Source organism: Sphingomonas sp. AC522 (assembly GCF_979258125.1).
In genome coordinates this window covers 1,422,612-1,443,795 of record NZ_OZ409836.1, presented here as the reverse complement: position 1 = coordinate 1,443,795, position 21,184 = coordinate 1,422,612, and the positions used below count along the sequence as shown (strand labels likewise).

The following is a 21,184-nucleotide window of genomic DNA, read 5'->3' as shown; positions in this document are numbered from 1 at the left end:
GTGTGCAGCGTCTCGGACTACAGGCCCCGGTGGCGATTTCTCGTTATTTGTCTTTTTCCGCACGTTTACGATCGGCCTTTCGCGCACGGCTTATTGCTGCTGCACGCTCACGCGCTCTCATTTCCGAAGGCTTCTCATAATGCCGACGCACCTTCATCTCGCGATAAACGCCTTCGCGCTGCAACTTCTTCTTGAGAGCGCGGAGGGCTTGATCGACATTGTTGTCGCGAACGATGATTTGCATGCTAGCTCGGCTTCCAGCTGTTGTGGCGCTTGATCGAATTCGCGCGGCTCTACAGCCAGAGAGTAACTAAGCCAAGGAACGAGCTACGGTTGTTCAGGAGATTGATGTTGCCTCTCGTTCAGCCTCCGCAAGTTGTAACTGCTGCCCAGCGTATTCGTGGGCGGGCGCGTCGTCTCGACCATTAGGAGGACGGCCCTTACCGGGGCCCTCGTCTTAAAACCACACAGTCGCCTAGCGGCCCACATCCGGCCCATCGCGATCAACCAGCCAGTGCCCATTTTGAGTGTCAACCACCTAACATACGGGCGGAGAAAGCGCCCATACAATGGGCTTTTCGCGCGGCGGAATTATGCTCTGTGGTTGACAATGCACGGGTGTGTCCCGCGCAATCCGGCGACTTTGCGGCGTCTCAGATTTCCCAAGCCGGAAACCGCGACTGTATGGTGGACAGGGCTGGATTCGAACCAGCGTACGCTTGCACGGGCAGATTTACAGTCTGCTGCCTTTAACCACTCGGCCACCTGTCCATTGGGCGCCCTTGGCGAGCGCGGTCCATTGCCGCCCCATTGCCCGGCTGTCAACGCCTTGCGCGCGCGCGCCGCCGCTCCTAGCGTCCGCGCTTTCCTTTCCCTTCCGCGAGGCCCTGTTTCATGCGCGCTTTTGCAACCTTCCTGACTGCCGCCGCCTTCATCGCCCCCTTCCCCCTCGCCGCGCAGACCGTCGCACCCGAGACTGCGCGAATCGTCGCGGAAGGCACGAACGATTCCGAAGTGATGCGCATCGCCCAATATCTGACCGACGTGATCGGCCCGCGCCTGACGGTCTCGCCGGGCATGCGCCGCGCCGAGGACTGGACCGCCGCCAAGTTCCGCGAATGGGGGCTCACTGCGGTCCACAAGGAAGGCTTCGATTTCGGCCGCGGCTGGGAATCGCAAGGCTCGTTCATGCGCATGGTCGAGCCGCGTCCGATCCAGCTCACCATCGCGCCGATCGTCTGGACGCAGGGCACGGAGGGCACCGTCCGCGCGCCGATCATCGTCGCGCCGATGGCCGATATCGCCTCGCTCCAGCAATATAAGGGCAAGCTGGCGGGCAAGCTGGTGCTGATCAGCGATCCCGAGGCGCCCAAGGATCTGGAGGACGCACCCTTCAAGCGCTGGAGCGACAGCGAGCTCGCCAAATTCGACAGCTTCGATTTCACCCGCCGTCCGCCGTTCAACTTCGGCACGCGCCAAATCCTCGCCCGCGCCCGCGAAGCCTTTCTCAAGGAAGAGGGCGCAGTCGGCTATGCGACCATGTCGATGCGCCCCGGCAAGATCGTCCACGGCCAGGGCTCGCGCTTCGGCGTGGGAGATAGCTCGCCGCTCCCCGGCATCGAGATCGCGCAGGAGGATTATCGCCGCCTCGCCCGCTTGGCAGCGATGGGCGCCGCCCCGGTGGTCGAATTCGGCAGCCAGGTCCGCTTCGACGATACCGACACCAAGGGCTATAACGTCATCGCCGATATCGCCGGGACCGATCCGCGCGCAGGCTATGTGATGGCCGGCGCGCATCTCGACAGCTGGGCCGCGAGCGACGGCGCTGCAGACAATGCCGCGGGCAGCGCGATGGTGATGGAAGCCGCGCGGATCATCAAGGCATCGGGGATCCGCACCAAGCGCACGATCCGCTTCGCTTTGTGGTCGGGCGAGGAGCAGGGGCTGTTCGGCTCCCAGGATTATGTCCAGCGCCACCTCGCCAGCCGTCCCGAGGCAAACGGCCGCAAGAATTCGGGCTGGCCGATCACCCCGCTCGCCGGCCATGGCCAGCTCGCCGCCTATTTCAACCTCGATAATGGCTCGGGCAAGGTCCGCGGGATCAATGTGCAGAACAACGCTGCCGTCGCGCCGATCTTCGCCGAATGGCTCAAGCCCTTCCATTCGATGGGCGCAGATACGGTCGCGATCCGCAAGGTCGGCGGCACCGATCATATGAGCTTCGATGCCGTCGGCGTGCCTGCCTTCCAGTTCATCCAAGATCCGCTCGATTACGGAAGCCTGCGGCATCACACCAATCTCGATACCTATGATGCGCTGAAGGCCGAGGATATGCGCCAGGGCGCAATCATCCTCGCCGCCTTCCTGGTCAACGCCGCGAATGCAGACAAGCCGCTGCCCCGCTTGCCCGTCCCCACCAAGCCCAACGAAGGCGATCTCTACCCGTACACCGCGCCGGCGGCGGGCCAGTAATGGCCAAGCGCGGACATCGCCCGAGCAAGGCGCCGGCGTCGCGGCCACGTTTCTATGGCCGTCACGCCGTGCTCGCCGCGCTCGACAATCCCGAGCGGACCGTGCGCCAGATCTGGGGCACGCATGAGGCGCTGGAAGGGATTCAGATCCCGCCCAGCATCCAGGTCACTTATGCCAATGCCGCCGATCTCGGGCGGCTGGTGCCGGGCGATGCGCCGCATCAGGGGCTGGTCATGGATGTCGATCCGCTCGAGGATATCTGGCTGGGCGATCTGCTTGCGCAGGGCGAGAGCGATGACCGACCGCTGATCGTGCTCGATCAGGTCACCGATCCGCACAATGTCGGCGCGATCCTGCGCTCGGCAGCGGCGTTCGATGCGCTCGGCATCGTCACGCAGGACCGCCACGCGCCGCCCGAATCAGGCACCGTCGCGCGCTCGGCGGCGGGCACGCTCGAAGTCGTTCCCTGGGTCCGCGTGGTCAATCTCGCCCGAGCGCTCGAAGAGATCGAGAAAGCGGGCTTCTGGCGGATCGGGCTCACCGGCCATGCCGACAAGACCCTCGCCGAGGTCATGGGCAAGGCGCGCATCTGCCTCGTCCTCGGCGCAGAAGGCGAAGGCATGCGCCAGAACACCGAGGCGCATTGCGATCAGCTTGCGAAGCTTCCGATCTCGGATAAGGTCGAGAGCCTGAACGTGTCGAACGCCGCGGCGATCGCGCTCTATGCAGTCGCCACGCGCGGCTGAACATTTCCGGGGGGAAGCAAGATGAAGCATTGGAAGGCGCTTGCCGCCGTGATCCTGATCCCGCTCGCGCTGGCCGCGTGCCTGTTCGTGCCGGGCAAGTTCGTGTCGGTGATGACGATCCACGCCGATCGCAGCTTCACTTATAGCTACAAGGGCGAAGTCCTCGCCGTCGATGTGGCGGGGCTGATGGGCAAGGCGGTGGGCGGCTTCGCCTCGGCCTTCGCCAATGAAAGCGGAAACCAAAGCGAAGGCGATGCGCTGGCCAACAGCGCAATGCCCTCGCTCGAAGACACGCCCGAGCAAAAGGCCGAGAAGGACGCCAAATATCGCGATGTCGCTGCCAAGCTCGTCAAGGAAGCGGGCTACAGCCTGGTCGAATATCGCGGCGAGGGTAAATTCTATGTCGAATATGCGATCAGCGGCACGCTGACTCACAATTTCGTCTTCCCTTATAATCAGGATACCGGGCTGATCTTCCCCTTCGTCGCCGTCGAATTGCGCGGCAAGGATCAGGTCCGCATCAAGGCGCCCGGCTTCGCCAAGCAGGACGACAGCGCCAATTCGATGGGTGGGGGCGAAGAAGCCACCGCCAATCTCGACGGCACTTTCACGCTGATCACCGATGCCGAGATCGTCAGCCAGAACCAGGAAGATGGCGCCACGGCGAGCGGCGCGAACAAGTCGATCACCTGGAAGGTAACTCCCACCAGCGAAGACGCCCCAATGGCCGTGCTCAAGCTGCGGGGGATCTGAATTATTCCCCTCCCTGAAAGGGAGGGGCAAGGGTGGGTTAGAAATGGGCGGGGCTCGATGCCCCGTCCATTTCTGTTTGCCCCGGGCTCGCCCTTGGCTTGCAACCTACCCCCCAACGCCTCCCTTTCAGGGAGGGGAGCAGCGCGTAAATCGTGCTTGCGCTGTAGGATTTGTTCTGCTTTCGTTCGGCTCCATGCCGAACCTGCACCCCGAACCCGGCTTCCTAATCACCCCGGTCCCCGCGTCCGCCAGCAGACCCCTTGGTCAGTGCGAAGATTGGGAACATTCGCGGGCCGCTCGCCTCAATCCTCGTCGGCGATCGTCACGCGCAGCCCGTCGAGCTCGTCGGTGAACGGGATCTGGCACGAGAGGCGCGAGCGGCTGTCGCGGTCGGCCGAGCTTTCGAGCAAGTCGTTTTCGTCCTCGCTCATCGTCGGCAGTTTGGCCGCAAATTCCGGATCGACATGCACGTGGCAGGTCGCGCAACTGCAGCAGCCGCCGCAAAGCGCCAGCAATTCGTCGAAACCGTTCTCGCGGATCACTTCCATCACCGAAAGCCCGGCGGTTCCCGCGACTTCGCGTTCTTCCCCATCGCGGGTGACGACGATAAGCTTGGGCATGCGATACTCCTCCGGTTGGGCGTCCCATGCCGCCTTCGCCGCTCCGTTTCAAGGACATGACCGATGGGCCTGAGCGCCGAACAGCTGAAGACCTCGCTCGATGCGCTCGCCAGGATCGAGCCGGCCATCGCCGCGGGGCTGAAGCGCGCCGGCTATCCCGAGCCGCGGCTGCGCGATCGCGGCTATGAAACGTTGCTGCGCACGATCATCGGCCAGCAGGTCAGCGTCGCCGCGGCCGCCTCAATCTGGAAGAAGCTGGAGGCCGGAGTCGGCGATTTGACCGATCCCGTGGTCGTCGCGGCTGCTTCCGATGAAACTCTCCGCGCGGCGGGGCTCTCTCGCCAAAAGGCCAGCTATGCGCGCAGCCTGGCCGAGGAAGTGAGCAACCGCGGGCTCGATCTCCATAATCTCCCCGCGGACGACGAAGAGGCGATCGCCCAACTCGTCAAGATCAAGGGAATCGGCCGCTGGTCGGCCGAGATCTACCTGCTTTTCGCCGAAGGGCGCCCGGACATCTGGCCCGCCGGCGACCTGGCGGTTCAGATCGAGATCGGCCGCCTGCTCGGCCATGCCGAGCGCCCCAGTGAAAAAGCCATTCGCGAAATCGCCGAAGCTTGGCGCCCGCACCGTGGCGCCGCGGCAATCTTCGCCTGGCACCATTACAAGGTCGACATGGATGTGATCTAAATGCCGGAATCAAAGCCGGTAGCGTACCTGCATCAAATACTGTATTTCCCGCCGCTTGCTCGGAGGGGCTTGGGGGCTCGATGATTCTAAATCTTGTTTTCGCGGCGTCGCTGGCGGCCATTTCGGCTCCTGTACAAGACGCGCCTGCGCAGGATGGTGGCGTTGTCGTCACGGGCGAAAAGGCGAAGTCCAGCAAGCGCGTCTGCAAGCGTTCGGTCGCGACCGGCTCGGTAATGCAAAAAGTCACTTGCCGCACCGCGGCCGAGTGGAATGCGGATACCGACAAGGCCATCTCGACCCTCGATCGTCTGCGCGGCGAGGATCGCTGGCGCGAAGCGGTTCGATACGAAAACGATCTCAGGCCGAAGGAAGATCTCCCGAAATAGCGTGTTCGCCGATCGGGGCATGGAGGTTTTATGTTGCTTACTATTCTGATGACTGCGTCGCTCGCGGCCGTGTCGCCGCTCCAGGATGCGCCCATCGCGCAGGATGGTAGCGTCGTCATCACGGCCGAGCAGAACAAGAAGAACAAGCGCGTCTGCAAGCGTTCGACCCCTACGGGTTCGGTGATGCAGAAGGTCACCTGCCGCACGCTCGGCGAATGGGAGGCCGAGGATATCCGCAACAAGACCGCGATGGAGCGGATGCAGGGCGATCAGCGCTGGCGCAACGCTGCCGCCAGCGAGAAGGAACTGCTCGGCAAGCCCTGAATCAATTCGGCGCGTCACGCTGACTGTGGAGGATCAGATGCTGCTTATTGTTTTGATGGCCGCGCTCGGGATTTCCTCGCCTTTGATCCAGGACATGCCCACCGCACCACAGGACGGCAGCGTCGTCGTGACGGGCACGCAGAACAAGAAGAACAAGCGTGTCTGCAAGCGCTCGATGACCACCGGATCGCTGATGCAGAAGGTCAGCTGCCGCACCGTTAGCGAGTGGGAAGCAGAAGATATCCGCAACCAGACCGCACTGGAGCGCATGCGCGGCACCCAGCGCTGGGATGAAGCGGCCAAGTTGGAAAAGCAGCTCGGCGGCGGTTAAGCGCCGATCGCCCCCAGCCCCACCGCGATCGCCCCCATCGGCCCGGCCAGCGTGCCCAGCCCCGGCGGGCCGAGCCGCCGGTCGAGCGTCTCGCCATAAGCTGCCAGCGAACCATAGCCGCCAATGCTCCGCGCAAGCTGCGCCCGGATGCGCGGAAAGAGATGCTCGCGCGCCGCAATCACGCCGCCGCCGATGGCGATATGTTCGGGCGCCGCGGTCGTGACGAGATTGTGGAGCAGCCCGGTCAGATCATGGACGAACAAGTCCCACTGCGGCCCGTCCTCCGGCAGACCCTGCCCCGGACAGCCGAACCGTGCCGCCAGCGCCGGCCCCGATATCAGTCCCTCGACGCAATCGCCGTGAAAGCTGCACCACCCCGCAAAGCCATCCCCCGCCGCGCGCGGCACCCGCATATGCCCTGCCTCGCCATGCGTAACTCCCTGCACCGGCATGCCTCCGGCGATCAGCCCGACGCCTACTCCGGTCCCGATGGTGATATAGGCATGCGTCGCCAGCCCCTGCGCCGCGCCCCAGCGCGCCTCGGCCAGCGCCGCGCCGACTACATCGGTCTGGATCGCCAGCGGCTTGGCGTAGCGCGCCGCCAGCCGGCGAGTCAGGTCGGTCCCGGTCCAGCCCGGCTTGGTCGTCGCAGTGATCGAGCCGAAATCGGGCTTGGCCGGATCGAGCTCGACCGGTCCGAAGCTGGCGATGCCGAGCGCATCGAATTGCCAGCCATCGAGCACCGCTTCGATCGCCGCGAGCGTCGCGGCCGGATCGGTGGTCGGCACCGTCTCGCGCGCCCGCACATCGTCCGGCCCGGTGCCGAGGATCGCGACGCATTTGGTGCCGCCCAGCTCGAGGCCGGCGATCAACGGAGAGGATGTCATTCCTCGGGCTAGCCCAAGCGGCGCACACAAAAAAGAGGCCGTCCGAGTACGGCTCCAGATGCGGAAGTTTCGGAGTAGGCAGCGGCGGCCGGTTACTCCCGGCCGCCACGCCCCCTTTTGCCGCGGTGCTCCTAGAAGCGGCCGCGGAGCCCGACCATCACCTGACGTCCGGGATTGTAGAGCGTGAAGGCAGCGTTCTCGAATTGGAAGTAGCTGCGCTGGCTGCGCTTGGTTAGGTTCTGGACGTCTAGCGTCAGCTGCGGCGCCCATTTCACGTCAAGGATCTCGGCAAAGTCGACGCTCGCCGACAAGTCGAACTGCTGGTAATCGTCCGAGTAGAGCCGTGCCAGCGCGATGCCGTTCTGGTTCGGGTCCGAAGTCAGCGTGCCCTTCTGGAAGGTTGTCGACAGGCGTACGCTGAACCCGCCCTGCTCGTAATAGCCCGTCACATTGTACGTCACCGGCGACACGCCCACCGCCACTGCCGGTGCGGCGCCGGATCCGGTCTGTTCGAGCAGCGTCAGATTGGCATTGAAGCCGAACCCGTTGAGCCCGAAGCCGCCGAGCAGGAAGTCGAGCGGCTGCACCCAGTTGATCTCGAGGCCGTTGACCTTGAGCGTGCCGCTGGCATTGACCTGCTGGTTAAGCACCACCGTCGCCGTGCCGGGACCGCCGCGCGAATTGATCGCGGTCTGCTGGGTCGGCGAAAGCGTGTCATAGGTCACGCCATATGCCGCCAGCGAAGCGAAGGGCACGGTGACGCTGCCATTGGTCGTGAAGCCGGTCACGGCCTTACGGAAGGCAGTGAAGCCGATATAGCCTTCTCGGCCGGTATAATATTCGAAGCCAAGGTCGAAATTGGTCGAGATATACGGCGTGAGCGAGGGATTGCCGACCGTGCCGATGTCCGCCGAGGGGCTGGTGAAGGCTAGGCCCGGCAGCATCGTATTGGGATTGGGCCGCGTCATCGTCCGCGATGCCGCGGCGCGCACTACTGCATTGTCGGTGATGTGGAAGGCCGCGCTCGCCGAGGGCAGCCAGTTGTCGTACTTGGCGTTCGTGTAGACGAAATTGACGATGTTCGGATAGCATGAGCCGTCCCGCAGGTTGGCACCGCCGCCCGGGCAGGCCGCGGGAAGCGGGCCGACGCCGTCCGGATCCACATTGTTGCGCGGATCGGTGATCGTCACCCGCCCGCCGATCGTCTGATCGGTGGCGACATAGCGCAGGCCGGCGTTGAACTGCACGTTGCCCCCACCGAGCGGCAGATCGCCATTGACCTCGGCAAACACAGCCTTGGTTTTCTCGCGGACATAGCCGCCATTGGCGCCGGTATTTGCCGAGCCCGCTTCACCGGCGGCGTTGTGGAAGGCGTCGTAGTTCGAGGCTGCCTTGAACCGCTCCCAGTCCACGGTCACGAAGCCGCTGGGTCCGGGCCTGAGGAAACTGGGCACCGCGGCATTGGGGATCAGCGAGCCCTGATAGGTGACCGGGCCGGTCGAACCGGTGGTCGAGCCCGTTCCATAGGCCGGATAAGACGGATAATAAGGCGTGCCGGGCACACCGTAGAGCGCATTGGCGGCAGCATTGGCCTGGGCAGCCATGCCGGCGACGTTGAGCCCCTGGCACGCCGGCTGGGTGTTCGGCCCCGGCAGGTTCACAGTCGGCCGGTTGCCGCACACCGCGTTCTGCCAGTTCTGGCTGTTGTCGAATGCGCGGATGCGGCGCGACACATCGTCATAGGCGCCGCCGACCCGCAGGTTGAGCCGGTCACTGCCCCAGGTGAGATCGCCGCGCACGCCCTTGGTCTCGGTGTTGCGGCGCTCGTCCTGGATGTTCACGCGCCCACCCGGCCAGCCGAAGTTGGCGGGATTGTTGAGATTGATGTTGGTGGTGACGCTCGGCATGTCACCCTTGGTATTGTCATAGAAAACCGTGACGCCCGAGCTTGCCGGAGTGATCACCAGCACGGTCGGCGATTCACGATGGAAATCGCTCTTGGTGTAATTGCCCTGAAGCTGGAGCTTGAGATCGTCGGTGATCTCGACGTCGAAGCCCGGGTTGATCCCCCAGAACTCGGTCTGCTCGAGATGCGGGCGATATTCGAGGAACCACTGCGCATTGGCATAGGTGCCGGTATTGACCACGCAGCCGGTCGTGCAATCGCTGCGATCATAGGTCGTGTTCAGCGGGATCGCCGCGCCGTTCCGGCCCACCCAATTGACGTCGACGCGCTCGAGCTTGTTGTCCTTCTTGCCATAGAGCGCATCGACATAAGCGTGGAAACCGTCGCCCTTATATTCCAGGCTGGCGATCGCGTTGAGCCGCTCCTTGGTGCCGAACTCGTCCATCGGACGGCCAAGGCGCGGGATGATGCCATTGTCGATCTGGTCGATTGTCGCGCCCGGATTACGCGCCAGCAGGAAAGCCTGGTCGATCGCAGTGCCGGTAACGAGGCCATTGCCGGCATTGGCGGGAACAGTCGCGGGGATCGTCCAGTTACCGCCACCAGTCGAATTGAGCGTGCCGCTGGTGCGTTGCGCCGCGGTCAGCGCCGGGTTGGTCCAGCCGATCGTCTCATAGCCGGTGGTGCGGACGTAGTTCCGCACCCCAGCCACGCCCACAAGCACGCCGAAATCGCCGAAGGTCGCGCTGGCCAGCATCGAACCGCGATAGCCCCAGCGATCGGAATTGGTGTTCTTGGTCAGCTGGCCGCCATAGGTCAGGTGCATGCCCGGATTATCGAACGGGCGGGCGCTGCGCATGTTGACCGTGCCCGCGGCGCCGCCTTCAACCATGCTGGCAATGCCGCTTTTGTTCACCGTCAGCTGCGTGAACAGCTCGGTGGGCAGCATATCGAGATCTACTTCGCGATTGGTGTTCTGCGAATCCGTTCGCCCGGTCGATGCGACCGCTACGGGTGCGCCGTTGAGCAGCACGCGCGTGAAATTGGTGCCGAGCCCGCGGATCGCGACGTTGAGGCCCTCGCCGGTCACTTCGCGGTTGATCGTGATGCCGGGAATGCGATTGAACGATTCGGCGATATTGGTGTCGGGGAACTTGCCGATATCCTCGGCGAAGATGGTGTCGACAAAGCCCGTCGAATTCTTCTTGGCATTGGTCGAGCTCTGCAGCGATGCGCGATAGCCGCTGACCACGACTTCCTCGCCCTGATCGGCCGTCTGTGCCGCAGGCGTATCCTGCGCAGTCACGGGATCGTGCGTGGGATCGGCAGCGGGCTGGGCGAGCGCGGGCCAGGCCGTTCCCGCCAGCAGGACGGCGCCCAGCATTGCAGCACGGCGCGCAGTGAAATCAGTCGCAGAACGAGTGCGCATAGTCCCCTCCAATATGACCTCTGACGGGCCGTGCCGTTCCACCGCAAAAGTGCGATGTTAGCGGTCACATTTGCTATGACGGAGGGTTATGTCTGTCAACTCATACATTTGCCGCCATTTATTTCTGATTTGCTGCAGGCACTTACCGCTCCGCACCATTAATTGCTGCAATGCGGCCAGACTTGTCCGAGTTTATCTGACAGCGCTGGCGGTGCCGACTCAGCCGAAAAGGATGGAAAGCGACGCCGCAAATGGACCATTTTTGTGGAGACGCCCTGCCCGCCCCGGCGCACGCCGCAGATTGGGCCGCTTGAGCAGAGGCTTGAGCATCAGGTGCAGGGTCGCGCGGTTGATGTGGATGCCGAAGCATTGATGCAGGCCGTAGCCGAAGTGAATATAATCGCTCGCGGGACGATCCGGATCGAAGCGGCCCGGATCCGCCACCCGGCGCGGATCCTTCATTGCCGAAGCAAAGGCGGCCAGCACCGTCGAATGCGCTGGGATCGTCCGCTCGTGCGGCGTACCCTTGGCCAGCGTCCAATCCTTCAGCACATTGCGGGGCAGCCCCGGCGCCAGCGGATCGAAGCGCATGGCTTCCTGCACATATTGCCAGAGCAAATCGTCATCGTCGGCACGCGCGGCCGCTTGGGCGCCGGCGAGCGCATCGGGACGGCGCAGCAATTGCTCCATCGCCTGCGGCACAACCATCGGCGGCTGGGGCGGCCCACCAACGATAAATCCCATCAAGGCAGTGCGGATCTGGTCGTCGCTGAAACCGCTCGTTCCTGCTATCTGCTCAGCGAGCGACCGCGACAGGATGTCGTCCTTGCCGGGCGCCGCGCGGCGCCGCTCGATCTCGCTCTGGATGTGTGTGCGCAGCGCCGGGGCGATCTGATCGACTTCGGCACGCAACTCCTTGTCGCTCATCGATCCGACGAACTGGAATTCGAACAATCGCGTGCCCCACACGCGCAGATCGCCGCCGGGCGGATTGGGCACGCCGAAATAGTCGCCGAGCACCGAGAAAGTGACGCGACGGACCAGCGTATCGACCACTTCGATCCGACCGGGCGCGGCGGCGACGATGCTCTCTGCCATAGCCTCGACCTGGCGGCCCAGCATCGGCAGATCATCGCGCCGCATCACCTTGCGCATCGCATCGGTATCGTGATGATATTCGGGCGTGTCGCCTATGCCGAGGAAGAAGGGCTGGCCGCCCATGATCACGTCGAGCTTGGGCTTGTACGGCACGCCGAACGCCGGATCGGTGGCGAAGACCTCGCGGACATCGTCGTAACGCGACGTCACGTACATGCTCCCCAGCCTGGTGATCGGGCTCCACCGCCGCAGGAAGGCGAAGACATAGGGCATGCCCGCAAACATCACCCGCTGGATCAGCCCGCCCAGCCCCTTCTTCTCCGGGCGAAGCACTTCGCGCGAGGTGAGCGCGTTCACAGCGCTGCCAGATAGCGGAGCGCCGGCATGCTCGGCAGGAAGAAATACTCGCCACCCGCCATCTGCACGAAGGTCTCGACATCGACGATCCGGCGGAGCGGGTCCTCGGGGATCGTCATCGATCCCTTCGGGCCGAGCAGCGGATCGGTCTCGTCATAGAGAAAGGCGAAATTCGAGTTGAGCAGCCAGGTCTGCTGAATGAATTCGAACTGGCGCGTGAGATCTGTGTTGAGCGCAACGAACAGCAGCCCGCGATCGACCCCGTCCTCCTTGGGCGGCATGCTGACCACGCTGCCATATTTGCGGCCGCGGCGCAGAATTCGGTGATTGTTCGCGGCGTCGAGCAGCGTCTGCTTGTCGGCCGGCTTGGGCGCGAGCCCGTCACGCGGATTGGCGCGGCGAACGTGGCTCCCGAGCGGGCAGCCGTGCCCATGAAAGTCGCGGTCGAAGAAACCAAACGCATTGTCGGGCTGGCCATATTTGTCGACCGGGAGCACCCCCGCGGGGCAGAGCAGATTGCCCTTGGTGTCGCGCCCGAGCACGCGCTCGGCGAGCCACGTCGTGGTTACATGCGATGAATGTTCGGGATCGCTGGCCCGGATGCGCTCGGCGCCCGCGCGCATCGATGCCCAGAAAGCGACAACATCCTGCTTGAGCTCGCGGACAACCATGTAGCTGCCGTCGAGCCCGAGATCGAGGAAGCCCTCCGCCCTCGGATGCTCAGGCAGTCCCGCAGCGCGGCCCTCGGGCGTGTCGGGCACGACGGGCCCGGGCGCGACTTCGTGATGGCCGTTCATGTGCCCCATCAGGATCTCGCCCAACGGCACACCATTCCAATAATCGTGCGGCGCCGATTGCCCGCCTTTGTACACGACCACATCGTCTTCATACGGCACCGGCTGCGAGATGCCGTCCGCAAAGCCGAAATGCTCTCGCGCGATGCCATGCTCGTCTAGCTTAAGGTCGAGCGGCAGGCGGTGGACCACCGTCACCTGGAACGGCGCCAGCGCGGCGCTTACCTGGGCGCACCACGCCTCCGCCGCATCCTCGTCCTTCTCGTAGAGCATCAGCAGCGCGTGCACCGTCACCGGGGTCTTGATCCGCGTCTCGCTGGTATGCTCGTCGATATCGTCGAACGGACGGATTTCGTCGTCGCTCGCGGCATCGTCGAGCGGAGTGTTACCGCTCCATTTGGGCCCGCCGGGGATCACCGTCTGCAGCCACTCCTCGCCGCGGCGGTCGCCCAGCCGGCGCAGCCGGTCCTCCTGGAACATGCCTTCCTTGAAGGGGCGGTCGAAAGAGGCGAGCGTGTTCTTGTTCAGCCCCATCTTGCGCAGGCCTTCGAACGTGAAGCCCATCGCCGCGCATTTTTCGTCGCGCCCGTCGGCGTCGGTCACCGGCGCGATTTCGGCGAGCGCCCTCAGCCAGTCTCCCCCGCTTTTCTTGCGGACCCCGCTCCAGCCGAATTCGAAGAACAGCGCGCGACCCGTGGGCAGCGAGGCGAAGCCGCTCACCACCAGTCCCTGGGTCAGCGTGTCGTGCGGTTTGGCGAGGCGCCAGCTTGGCGGCGAACCGCCCGGCTCGCTCACAGGTCGTTGATCCACGACGCCGCCTCCTTGCTCGATAGACTGGGTTTGCGCAGGCCGCAGGCGATGCGGAAATTGCGCTCGATCTGCTCGGCGGTGAGGTCCTTATACGCCGAATACCAGAAGCGGCTGACCGTCATCGAATGGCGGGCCCACTCCTTGAACTGGCGGCCATGGCTGGCGCCGTCCTTGACCAGGAAGCGCGTGGGCGGGAAGCCCACCCCGCAGCACCAGGCAAGCGTGAGCCCGCCATGCGCCTTCTCGATAAAGTCGTCGAGATAGCTCTCCCAGGTCTGGTCGAAGTTCGAGAAGAACATCAGCCGAGACTTGTTGTTGACCATTGCCCAATGCGCGAAGTGAATGGTGCGCATCGAGCCGAGATAGCCGCTGCGCGCGACGATCCGCAGCGCCAGCCCCAATCCGTGATGCCCGGCGCGGATGATGATCATGCGTAATATGCCGGGCTTTATCAGCACGACCGATCCCATATGGTTCTGCGGGATCCAATCCTCGCGCCGCGCCATTTCGCGCAGCATCTGTGGATCGACCGGCGGCGCATCCTGCGATGCATCGGCGCGCTCAAGGCAGCGCAGCCAGAAGACCAAAGCCGCCAGCGTTACCGGCAGGCTGACCAAGCCCCAGCCCAGCCAGATCAGCATATCCTTCCATGCAAGCGCGAGGCTGCGCCCGGTCATCAGCATCGAAATGCCGGTTCCCGCCGCCGCGGCGACCACGACATAAATGCCCAGGAAGATCAGCGTCGGCACCAGCGTCTGGATCGAAAGCTTGATGAAGCTGAACTTGGTGGGCGTCGCGGTTCCCGGCAGCGCGACGCCTATCTTCTTGAGCAGTGCCGCGAAGATCGCGAACAACACGCCGAGCAGGATCAGATACCGCTCCCACGGCATCTCGAGCTTGACGATCATCCCGGGCAGCGAAAGCACGAACACCACGAGCAGCACGAAGACCGTGAGGTGGACATAATCCATCAACCCCTGCCAGAAGGGGATGCGCGCGGGCGCCTTCTGATTGAGCCAGTCGAACCTGGGCAGCAGCGCTGTGCGAAGCCGGTTGTGGATCTCGACCGGAGTCAGCCGGTGATAGGGCGTGCGCCCACCCGCCGGATCGCCCAGCTCGGCGCGGGTGCCGAGGAACAGCGAATGCTCGGCAAGGATGCGGTCGCGGGTCATGCCGCGATTGCCGTGGTGGAACACCGTGGGCGTCAGCGCGCGCCGCTCGAAATAGGGCGCGACCGGGGCGCGGCTATGCCGCGCAGTGATCGAATCGAACAGCGGCCCGTCATTGTCGAGCGGACGCTTGCAACAGCGCAGGAAGGTTCGGAGATCGGGGCCGATCGCGGCTTCGAACTGCGCCCAGAACGGGCCGGGCGTTCCGTCGAAATTGGCTTCCAGCACGAAAAGCGGATCGTATTCGCCACTCGGAAAGACGCTGAGCGACATGAAATGCAGCGCCGGCACCAGCGTCAGGAAATCGGCGAAAGGCCCGGTGCCGCCCGACGGATCGGGATTGCGCCGGTCGCGCAGGTTGTCGAGCAGGCGCGACAAATGGTCGGCACTTTCCGGCTTTACTTCGAGCGCAACGGACAAGGTCGTTTGGCGCATCCTGAGCTTCCCCCGCTTTCCGGAACGCAAGACACCGCGGGTCCGAAGACCAGCGAACCGGAGGCTCACACAGGCTCAGCCATTTTGATAGGAGATTTGGGACCCTTTCGGGCGGATCGCAAAATCCCGCCGGCCATTGCGGGCCGGCGGGACTTGCCGTTCCAGCGATCTAGCCGCGATCAGCTGGTGCCGAACCCGCCGTCATCGAAGGAGTCGAAGCCGGTATCGAGCGAAAGCAGGGACTCGGCTTCGGGATTGACGTCGAGCAACTGGCCATCGCCGCTTAGATCGGCGTCGATCAGCGCCGACCCGTTGTCACCATCGCCTTCGCTGCCGCTATTCCAGAAGCCACCGCCGCCACTGCCGGAATCGCTGGCCAATATCGAAAGCGCATCGCTGCTGCCGCTGCTGCTGCCGTCACCATTGCTCTCGCTCTGGCTATTCTGCAGCTCGGCCAGTGCGTCGATGTCCAGATCGGCATCGATCGACGAATCGCTGCTCGAATTGCCGTTCCCGTCATCGGTCTCGCTGTTCGAGACGCCGGCCATCACATCGACGCCGACATCGCCAAGGATCGAGGACGCATCGTTGCTGCTGCTCCCTTCTCCGCTATCGGAATCGTTGCTCTGGGTGTCGCCATCAATCAGTGCGTCGACCCCGAGATCGGCGGTCAGCGAGTCGCTGCTGCTACTCGATCCGTCGGCATTCTGATTGTCGCTGCTCTCCGAATTGACCAGCGCATTGACGTTGGCGAGCCCGGCCAGGTCGCTGGCGTTGGACGAATCCTCATCGCCATTGTTGCCGGACAGCAATGCGTCGGTGCCGTTGGTCAGCTCGATGCTGTTGCTGTTGGTGCTCGACGAGCTGCCGCCATTGCCGTCACCGCCGCTATCGTCGATCGACAGCAATTCCTCGCCGTTGGGATCGATATTGAGCAACGGATCGCCGCTGGTATCCAGCCCGACAATCGCATCGGCGGCATCGCCGCTGCCATCATTGCTGGTAGTCACGGTCGCGAGTGAATCGCCATCGGGATTGATGTCCAGCGGCTGGCCACCGCTGGCATCGACTTCGATGACCGAGCCATTGCCGCTGCCGCCGCCGGTTGTGCCGCTGCCCGAGCCATCGCCAGTCGTGCCGCCACCGGTTCCGCCACCCGAGCCATCACCCGTCGTGCCGCCGCCTGCGCTACCACCCGAGCCATCGCCGGTCGTGCCGCCACCGGTGCCACCACCCGAGCCGTCACCCGTCGTGCCGCCACCGGTTCCGCCGCCCGAACCATCGCCGGTCGTGCCGCCGCCGGTGCCGCCACCTGAGCCATCGCCGGTCGTGCCACCACCCGAACCATCGCCGGTCGTGCCGCCGCCGGTGCCACCACCCGAACCATCGCCGGTCGTGCCGCCGCCGGTGCCGCCACCCGAGCCATCGCCCGTCGTGCCGCCGCCGGTACCACCACCCGAGCCATCGCCCGTCGTGCCGCCGCCGGTGCCACCGCCCGAGCCATCGCCGGTCGTGCCGCCGCCGGTTCCGCCACCCGAGCCGTCACCCGCCGTGCCGCCGCCGGTTCCGCCACCCGAGCCGTCACCCGTCGTGCCGCCGCCGGTTCCGCCACTCGAGCCATCGCCGGTCGTACCGCCGCCAGAACCGTCGCCGGTCGTACCGCCACTGGTGCCGTCACCCATTCCGCCGGTGGTGCCGCCGTTCGTGCCGTTGCCGTTGGTGCCTTGACCGGGCTGACCGCCGTCTTGAATTGGCTGGTCTCCTGGAGCTTCGGTATATGCCATCGCAAATACTCCTTTAGTATAATGTCCCCGATCCCGTCCGAATCTTCATTCCTCTCGGAAGCTTTTGCTGAGCGCATCGCTGAACGGTGCGAGCAAATAGTCCATCAAGGTCCGGTTCTTCGTCTTGATATTAACGCTCGCGGGAATACCGGGTTGCAGCTCCACACCCGCCCGACGCACCGCATCGGGGTCGTTAAGCACGATTTGTGCGCGATAATATCCGGGCTGGCCACCTTCCTGGCCAATGCGGGCCGGTGACAGCGTGATGACCTTGCCGTCGAACGCGGTCTGGCCGTGCGGATTGACGCTCGAGAAGCGCACCACGGCATCACCGCCGATGCGGACATCGTCGATATCCTGCGGCTTGACCTGGGTTTCGATGATCAGCGCGCGACCATTGGGAACGATTTCCATCAGCGTCCGCCCGCCGCTCACCACCGTACCGGGCCCGACCTGCGCCACGCCGGCGACGCGGCCGGCAACCGGCGCGCGCATCAAATCGAGATCGGCATAATATTTGGAGATGTCGAGCTGCGGCTCGAGCTGGGCCAGCTGGTCCTGCACTTCGCGCAGTTCAGAGACGAGGGCGAGTTGCTGCCCGTCATTGGTCTTGCCCTGCGAGAGTTCCGCCTGCTCGACCGCGGCCTTGCCGGTCAGCGTATCGGCAAGCAGCTGCGCCTCGGTCCGCTCAAGCGAGCGGATCGTGGTCTTGCGCGCAAAGCCCTTGGCGAAAAGCGAGCGATAGTCGCGAAGCTCGTCGCGGATCAGCTGCAATTGGTGCTCCGATGCGGCGACCCGCGCGCGTGCCGCCTCAAGCTGAGAACCCGAAATGCCGCGGTCTGCGCCCAGCACCGCACGATGCTTGTCGAACAAGGCGCGCTGCGAGGCCATGGCATCGCGCGCCGAGGGATCGTTCCAGCGTTGCGCGAGGTCGCCCGGGAAGAGCAGCACGTCCTTGCCGTCACGCTCGGCGATCAGCCGCGCTTCGGCGGCGCGGAGCGCGTCGCGCTTGGCCTGGGCCTGGCGCAGCGTCGCGCCCGAGCGAACTCCGTTGAGCCGCACCAGCGGCTGGCCGGCAGTCACTGCCTGGCCCTCGCGCACCAATATCTCGGCGACGATCCCCGAAGATGCCGGCTGGATCACCAGCTTGGAGCCGCTCACCGAAACCTCGGCCGTTGCGATCGCCGCGCCCGAGATCGGCACGAACATCGCGAACAGCAGGAACAGGCCGAAGAACAGCCCGGCGCCGATCAGCCCGATGCGGATCGGCCGGGTCGCGTCGTCGAGCGGGCGTACATCGAGCCGGCGCATGCGGCGCTCGATGAAGCGCCGCGGGAGCGGAAGAGCGGCGCCGTTGCCGAAGCCGCCAAAGCCTGGAAATTCGAGTTTCATTGCTCGGCGACCTCTTTGATGGACTCGGGCATCACAGGCTCCTGCGCGATCGAACGGACGATGTCGGTGCGGACCTTGCGGAAGACGCGCGCCCGCGGTCCGTCGAGTTGCAGCTGCCCGCCCGACAGCACGATCACCCGATCGACATGCGCGATCGGATTGAGCCGATGTGCGATCAGCACGATCGTCGAACCCTCGGCCTTCAGCGTGCAGAGCGCCGCTGCGAGTGCTTCCTCGCCATCGGCATCGAGATGCGCGTTGGGCTCGTCGAGCACGAGCAACCGCGGGCTGCCGAACATTGCACGTGCCAGCCCAATGCGCTGGCGCTGGCCGCCGGAAAGGCCGAAGCCGCCGGCGTTGATCTCGGTCTCATAGCCTTCCGGCAGCGACAGGATCATGTCGTGCACATTTGCACGCTGGGCGGCCTTCACGACTTCGTCGTCGGGCGCGTCGGTGAAGCGGGCGATATTGTCGCGGATGGTGCCTGGGAACAGTCCGACATTCTGCGAGAGATAGCCGACATAGCGCGACAGATTCTCGGCGGTCCAATGCCGTCCCTCGATACCGCCGAGCAACACCTTGCCCTCGCTCGGGTCGGTCGCGGTCACCAGCAGCCGCGCCAGGCACGACTTGCCCGCACCAGAAGGCCCGACAATGCCGATCGCCTCGCCGGCGATAATCTCGAGATTGATCTTTTCGAGCGCTGGGCGCGAAGCGCCGGGAGGCGTGTAGCTCATGTCGCGGATCGAAATATCGACGTCGCGATCGGGCAGCTTCATCCGTGAGGCCGGCGGCGGCGTGTGCTTGAGCGCCGCCTGGACACGCCGGCCCGCCTGGATAGCATTGGCGATGGCGCGCCAGCCGGACACGGCGACTTCTAGCGGCGCCAGCCCGCGACCCAGCAGCATGTTCGCTGCAAAGATGCTCGCCGGCAGGATCTGCCCCTCGACCACCAGCAGGCCACCGAGCCCGATCATCGAGCTCTGCAGCACCAGCCGCAGGAAGCGGATCGACGAAGCGAAATCGGCATTGCGATCGCTGCCTTCGGCCTGGCGGCGCATCATCGTGTCGCGATCGACGTGCCAGCGCACCGCGAGGCGATCGGCCATGCCCATCCCGCGGACCGGGCCGGAATAGCGCGCGACACTGTCGGTAAAGGCATAAGAGCGGTTTGCCGCCTCGCTGGCGATCTGCGAACTTTCGCGCGTCGCCCGGTCGTTCCAGAAAGCAAGGCCGAGCAGGATCGCCGCGCCGGCGATCGCCACGCCGCCCAGCAGCGGGTGGATCAGGAACAGCACCAGCAGGAACAGCGGCATCCACGGCACGTCGAAGAAGAACTGCGCGCCCTGCCCCGCCAGCGCCGAGCGGAAAAGATCGAGATCGCGCAAGGTTTGGGCGTTCCGCATGCCCGCGGCGGATTTGGGTGCGCCGTCGATCGTCGCCTGGAACACGCGGTGCGCCAGGATGCGATCGAGCCGTGCCGCGGCGCGAATCAGGATGCGCGCACGGACGGCGTCGAACACCGCCATCGTCCCCAAGGCGAGCAGCAGCGCGAAGCTCAGCCCGACCAACGTCTGGACGCTGCCGCTGGGGATCACGCGATTGTAGATCTGAACGAGATAGATCGGCGAGGCGAGGAACAGCAGATTGACCCCGCCGCTGAACAGCGCCGCAGTCAGCAACAGCTTTTTGCACTGCGACAGCGCCGAGGCGAATTCGTCGCCATGCTTCAGTTCAGCGGAGCGCATCGCACTATCGAGCGCGATGACCTCGGCAGTTGCGTCGCTGATCCGGTCCTGGGCTTCGTGCGCCTGGCTGGGATTGATCGGCTCGTTGGTGTTCATGCGGTTCTTCTCACAGGCCGAGCGGATGATCGAGATGATCGCCGCCGAGCAGACCATCCTCATGGGTGGCGCCGAGCAGCGTATCGGGAAGCAGGTCTTCGCCGACGAGCGCGTCGACCAGGCCCAGCCCGGAATCGCCCGCTGCATCAATAGGCGGCGCATTGACCGGATTGAGGTCGAACATGTCGGAGACCGAAATCAGATTGACCAGGGTCGCGACCCCGCCGAGCGGATCGCTGCCTGCCAGACCCTCGAGCGTGTCATCGACCGCGCCGATCGTCGTATCGATCACGGGGCCGACTGCGCCGGTGATCGGCGAAATCGCAGTCGTAACCTCAGGTCCGACGGCGGCGAGATTGTCGAGCAACGCGTCGGCAGTGCCGGTTACGACTGCGACAGTGTCGGCGAGACCATCCACGACGGTATCGACCGTGCCGGTAACGGCGGACGCGGTGGCGGCGACGTTGCCGGAGGCGATTGTCGCGAGACTGTCCGTAACCGCGGTCGTCAGCGGGGCTTCGGTTGGCGCCGGGCCGGGTGATCCGGCTGCGCTTTCCTCGCCGAGCGCGGGGATCGGCGAACCCGCGCCGACCGGGGCGACGGTCGCGTTGGCAAGTCCCGGGCCGCCGGTCGCAGGCGCGGCGATGGTGACCGGCTCGAACGGTGCCTCGGGCGCCGAGACCAGGAACGCAGCGGGTGAAAGCGATCCGGCGCCGCTTTCGGTCGCGTCGGGGGGGGTGTCGCTCAGGATTAGGGCCGTGAGCTCGGCTTCCTCGGGGGCGGCAGACGTAGCGCCTGATGTGCTCGCGGAGGGCGGCTCTTGCGACGAAGGCGCGTCATCGCGCGCCTGGTGAATCGAGAATTTGGGGTCGCTCTGGCCGCCATAGAGGCTGAAATCGCCCGTGGCGCCGCCGAGCAGGCGGTTCTCAGGATTAAAGAGGATAGGGTCGTCCATTCACT

Annotated in this window: 18 protein-coding genes and 1 tRNA gene; 7 read left to right on the top strand and 12 right to left on the bottom strand. The window is 64.8% G+C overall.

The genetic code is table 11. From position 1 onward, the window contains the following. Window positions 1–43: 43 nt before the first annotated feature. Both rpsU and ACZZZM_RS07130 read right to left on the bottom strand, forming a co-directional pair. Window positions 44–244, bottom strand: coding sequence for a 30S ribosomal protein S21 (gene rpsU, locus ACZZZM_RS07135; RefSeq protein ID WP_463594414.1), 201 nt, complete (start codon window positions 242–244; stop codon window positions 44–46). Window positions 245–685: 441 nt separating this feature from the next. Beyond that, window positions 686–771, bottom strand: a tRNA-Tyr gene (locus ACZZZM_RS07130). 123 nt (window positions 772–894) lie between these two features. Here ACZZZM_RS07130 and ACZZZM_RS07125 point away from each other — a divergent pair. From ACZZZM_RS07125 to ACZZZM_RS07115, 3 genes are read left to right on the top strand one after another with little or no spacing between them, the layout of a single operon-like run. Further along, entirely contained in the window at window positions 895–2,472 is a 1,578-nt protein-coding gene (locus tag ACZZZM_RS07125) for a M20/M25/M40 family metallo-hydrolase (protein WP_463594413.1), read from the top strand. Next, complete coding sequence (gene rlmB / locus ACZZZM_RS07120) at window positions 2,472–3,218, top strand: 23S rRNA (guanosine(2251)-2'-O)-methyltransferase RlmB (protein ID WP_463594412.1); 747 nt, start codon at window positions 2,472–2,474, stop codon at window positions 3,216–3,218. Before ACZZZM_RS07125 ends, rlmB begins: the two co-directional genes overlap by 1 nt. Before the next feature lie 21 nt (window positions 3,219–3,239). Continuing rightward, on the top strand, window positions 3,240–3,971 hold the full coding sequence (locus ACZZZM_RS07115) for a hypothetical protein (RefSeq protein WP_463594411.1): 732 nt from the start codon (window positions 3,240–3,242) through the stop codon (window positions 3,969–3,971). Between the two features lie 302 nt (window positions 3,972–4,273). On the opposite strand, the gene ACZZZM_RS07110 is transcribed toward ACZZZM_RS07115, so the two are convergent. Then, on the bottom strand, window positions 4,274–4,591 hold the full coding sequence (locus ACZZZM_RS07110) for a 2Fe-2S iron-sulfur cluster-binding protein (RefSeq protein WP_463594410.1): 318 nt from the start codon (window positions 4,589–4,591) through the stop codon (window positions 4,274–4,276). 63 nt (window positions 4,592–4,654) lie between these two features. On the opposite strand from ACZZZM_RS07110, the gene ACZZZM_RS07105 reads away from it, so the two are divergent. The 4 genes from ACZZZM_RS07105 to ACZZZM_RS07090 all read left to right on the top strand — a co-directional run bounded on the left by ACZZZM_RS07105 (window position 4,655) and on the right by ACZZZM_RS07090 (window position 6,319). Further along, on the top strand, window positions 4,655–5,278 hold the full coding sequence (locus ACZZZM_RS07105) for a DNA-3-methyladenine glycosylase family protein (RefSeq protein WP_463594409.1): 624 nt from the start codon (window positions 4,655–4,657) through the stop codon (window positions 5,276–5,278). An 80-nt stretch (window positions 5,279–5,358) separates the two neighbouring features. Continuing rightward, window positions 5,359–5,664: a hypothetical protein gene (locus ACZZZM_RS07100; protein ID WP_463594408.1), complete on the top strand. Its 306-nt coding sequence runs from the start codon at window positions 5,359–5,361 to the stop codon at window positions 5,662–5,664. A 30-nt stretch (window positions 5,665–5,694) separates the two neighbouring features. Continuing rightward, window positions 5,695–5,988: a hypothetical protein gene (locus tag ACZZZM_RS07095; RefSeq protein WP_463594407.1), complete on the top strand. Its 294-nt coding sequence runs from the start codon at window positions 5,695–5,697 to the stop codon at window positions 5,986–5,988. Between the two features lie 37 nt (window positions 5,989–6,025). After that, window positions 6,026–6,319 (top strand): hypothetical protein, encoded by a 294-nt coding sequence (locus ACZZZM_RS07090; RefSeq protein WP_463594406.1) that lies wholly within the window; start codon window positions 6,026–6,028, stop codon window positions 6,317–6,319. On the opposite strand, the gene ACZZZM_RS07085 is transcribed toward ACZZZM_RS07090, so the two are convergent. From ACZZZM_RS07085 to ACZZZM_RS07045, 9 genes are all read right to left on the bottom strand, one after another. Then, window positions 6,316–7,206: an ROK family protein gene (locus ACZZZM_RS07085; protein WP_463594405.1), complete on the bottom strand. Its 891-nt coding sequence runs from the start codon at window positions 7,204–7,206 to the stop codon at window positions 6,316–6,318. The two genes, ACZZZM_RS07090 and ACZZZM_RS07085, sit on opposite strands and share 4 nt — an antisense overlap. 131 nt (window positions 7,207–7,337) lie before the next feature. Then, window positions 7,338–10,541, bottom strand: a complete 3,204-nt coding sequence (locus ACZZZM_RS07080; RefSeq protein WP_463594404.1) for a TonB-dependent receptor — start codon at window positions 10,539–10,541, stop codon at window positions 7,338–7,340. Between the two features lie 219 nt (window positions 10,542–10,760). Then, the gene (locus tag ACZZZM_RS07075) at window positions 10,761–11,996 is read right to left on the bottom strand and encodes a cytochrome P450 (RefSeq protein ID WP_463594403.1); all 1,236 of its coding nucleotides are present in this window, start codon (window positions 11,994–11,996) and stop codon (window positions 10,761–10,763) included. After that, window positions 11,993–13,600, bottom strand: coding sequence for a Dyp-type peroxidase (locus ACZZZM_RS07070; RefSeq protein WP_463594402.1), 1,608 nt, complete (start codon window positions 13,598–13,600; stop codon window positions 11,993–11,995). Before ACZZZM_RS07070 ends, ACZZZM_RS07075 begins: the two co-directional genes overlap by 4 nt. Continuing rightward, window positions 13,582–15,204: a hypothetical protein gene (locus ACZZZM_RS07065; RefSeq protein ID WP_463594401.1), complete on the bottom strand. Its 1,623-nt coding sequence runs from the start codon at window positions 15,202–15,204 to the stop codon at window positions 13,582–13,584. The genes ACZZZM_RS07070 and ACZZZM_RS07065 overlap by 19 nt, the downstream gene beginning before the upstream one ends. 179 nt (window positions 15,205–15,383) lie before the next feature. Further along, window positions 15,384–16,988: a hypothetical protein gene (locus tag ACZZZM_RS07060; protein ID WP_463594400.1), complete on the bottom strand. Its 1,605-nt coding sequence runs from the start codon at window positions 16,986–16,988 to the stop codon at window positions 15,384–15,386. A gap of 45 nt (window positions 16,989–17,033) precedes the next feature. Continuing rightward, window positions 17,034–18,380, bottom strand: coding sequence for an HlyD family type I secretion periplasmic adaptor subunit (locus tag ACZZZM_RS07055; protein ID WP_463594399.1), 1,347 nt, complete (start codon window positions 18,378–18,380; stop codon window positions 17,034–17,036). Continuing rightward, window positions 18,377–20,287, bottom strand: coding sequence for a type I secretion system permease/ATPase (locus ACZZZM_RS07050; RefSeq protein ID WP_463594398.1), 1,911 nt, complete (start codon window positions 20,285–20,287; stop codon window positions 18,377–18,379). Before ACZZZM_RS07050 ends, ACZZZM_RS07055 begins: the two co-directional genes overlap by 4 nt. Then, window positions 20,235–21,179, bottom strand: coding sequence for a DUF5585 domain-containing protein (locus ACZZZM_RS07045; RefSeq protein ID WP_463594397.1), 945 nt, complete (start codon window positions 21,177–21,179; stop codon window positions 20,235–20,237). Before ACZZZM_RS07045 ends, ACZZZM_RS07050 begins: the two co-directional genes overlap by 53 nt. Window positions 21,180–21,184: the final 5 nt, after the last annotated feature.

What these genes read in the sequence shown, in the direction of transcription:
- rpsU (WP_463594414.1), bottom strand. Translation starts at nt 244, where the DNA reads ATGCAAATCATCGTTCGCGACAACAATGTCGATCAAGCCCTCCGCGCT.
- ACZZZM_RS07125 (WP_463594413.1), top strand. Translation starts at nt 895, where the DNA reads ATGCGCGCTTTTGCAACCTTCCTGACTGCCGCCGCCTTCATCGCCCCC.
- rlmB (WP_463594412.1), top strand. Translation starts at nt 2,472, where the DNA reads ATGGCCAAGCGCGGACATCGCCCGAGCAAGGCGCCGGCGTCGCGGCCA.
- ACZZZM_RS07115 (WP_463594411.1), top strand. Translation starts at nt 3,240, where the DNA reads ATGAAGCATTGGAAGGCGCTTGCCGCCGTGATCCTGATCCCGCTCGCG.
- ACZZZM_RS07110 (WP_463594410.1), bottom strand. Translation starts at nt 4,591, where the DNA reads ATGCCCAAGCTTATCGTCGTCACCCGCGATGGGGAAGAACGCGAAGTC.
- ACZZZM_RS07105 (WP_463594409.1), top strand. Translation starts at nt 4,655, where the DNA reads ATGGGCCTGAGCGCCGAACAGCTGAAGACCTCGCTCGATGCGCTCGCC.
- ACZZZM_RS07100 (WP_463594408.1), top strand. Translation starts at nt 5,359, where the DNA reads ATGATTCTAAATCTTGTTTTCGCGGCGTCGCTGGCGGCCATTTCGGCT.
- ACZZZM_RS07095 (WP_463594407.1), top strand. Translation starts at nt 5,695, where the DNA reads ATGTTGCTTACTATTCTGATGACTGCGTCGCTCGCGGCCGTGTCGCCG.
- ACZZZM_RS07090 (WP_463594406.1), top strand. Translation starts at nt 6,026, where the DNA reads ATGCTGCTTATTGTTTTGATGGCCGCGCTCGGGATTTCCTCGCCTTTG.
- ACZZZM_RS07085 (WP_463594405.1), bottom strand. Translation starts at nt 7,206, where the DNA reads ATGACATCCTCTCCGTTGATCGCCGGCCTCGAGCTGGGCGGCACCAAA.
- ACZZZM_RS07080 (WP_463594404.1), bottom strand. Translation starts at nt 10,541, where the DNA reads ATGCGCACTCGTTCTGCGACTGATTTCACTGCGCGCCGTGCTGCAATG.
- ACZZZM_RS07065 (WP_463594401.1), bottom strand. Translation starts at nt 15,204, where the DNA reads ATGCGCCAAACGACCTTGTCCGTTGCGCTCGAAGTAAAGCCGGAAAGT.
- ACZZZM_RS07060 (WP_463594400.1), bottom strand. Translation starts at nt 16,988, where the DNA reads ATGGCATATACCGAAGCTCCAGGAGACCAGCCAATTCAAGACGGCGGT.
- ACZZZM_RS07055 (WP_463594399.1), bottom strand. Translation starts at nt 18,380, where the DNA reads ATGAAACTCGAATTTCCAGGCTTTGGCGGCTTCGGCAACGGCGCCGCT.
- ACZZZM_RS07050 (WP_463594398.1), bottom strand. Translation starts at nt 20,287, where the DNA reads ATGAGGATGGTCTGCTCGGCGGCGATCATCTCGATCATCCGCTCGGCC.
- ACZZZM_RS07045 (WP_463594397.1), bottom strand. Translation starts at nt 21,179, where the DNA reads ATGGACGACCCTATCCTCTTTAATCCTGAGAACCGCCTGCTCGGCGGC.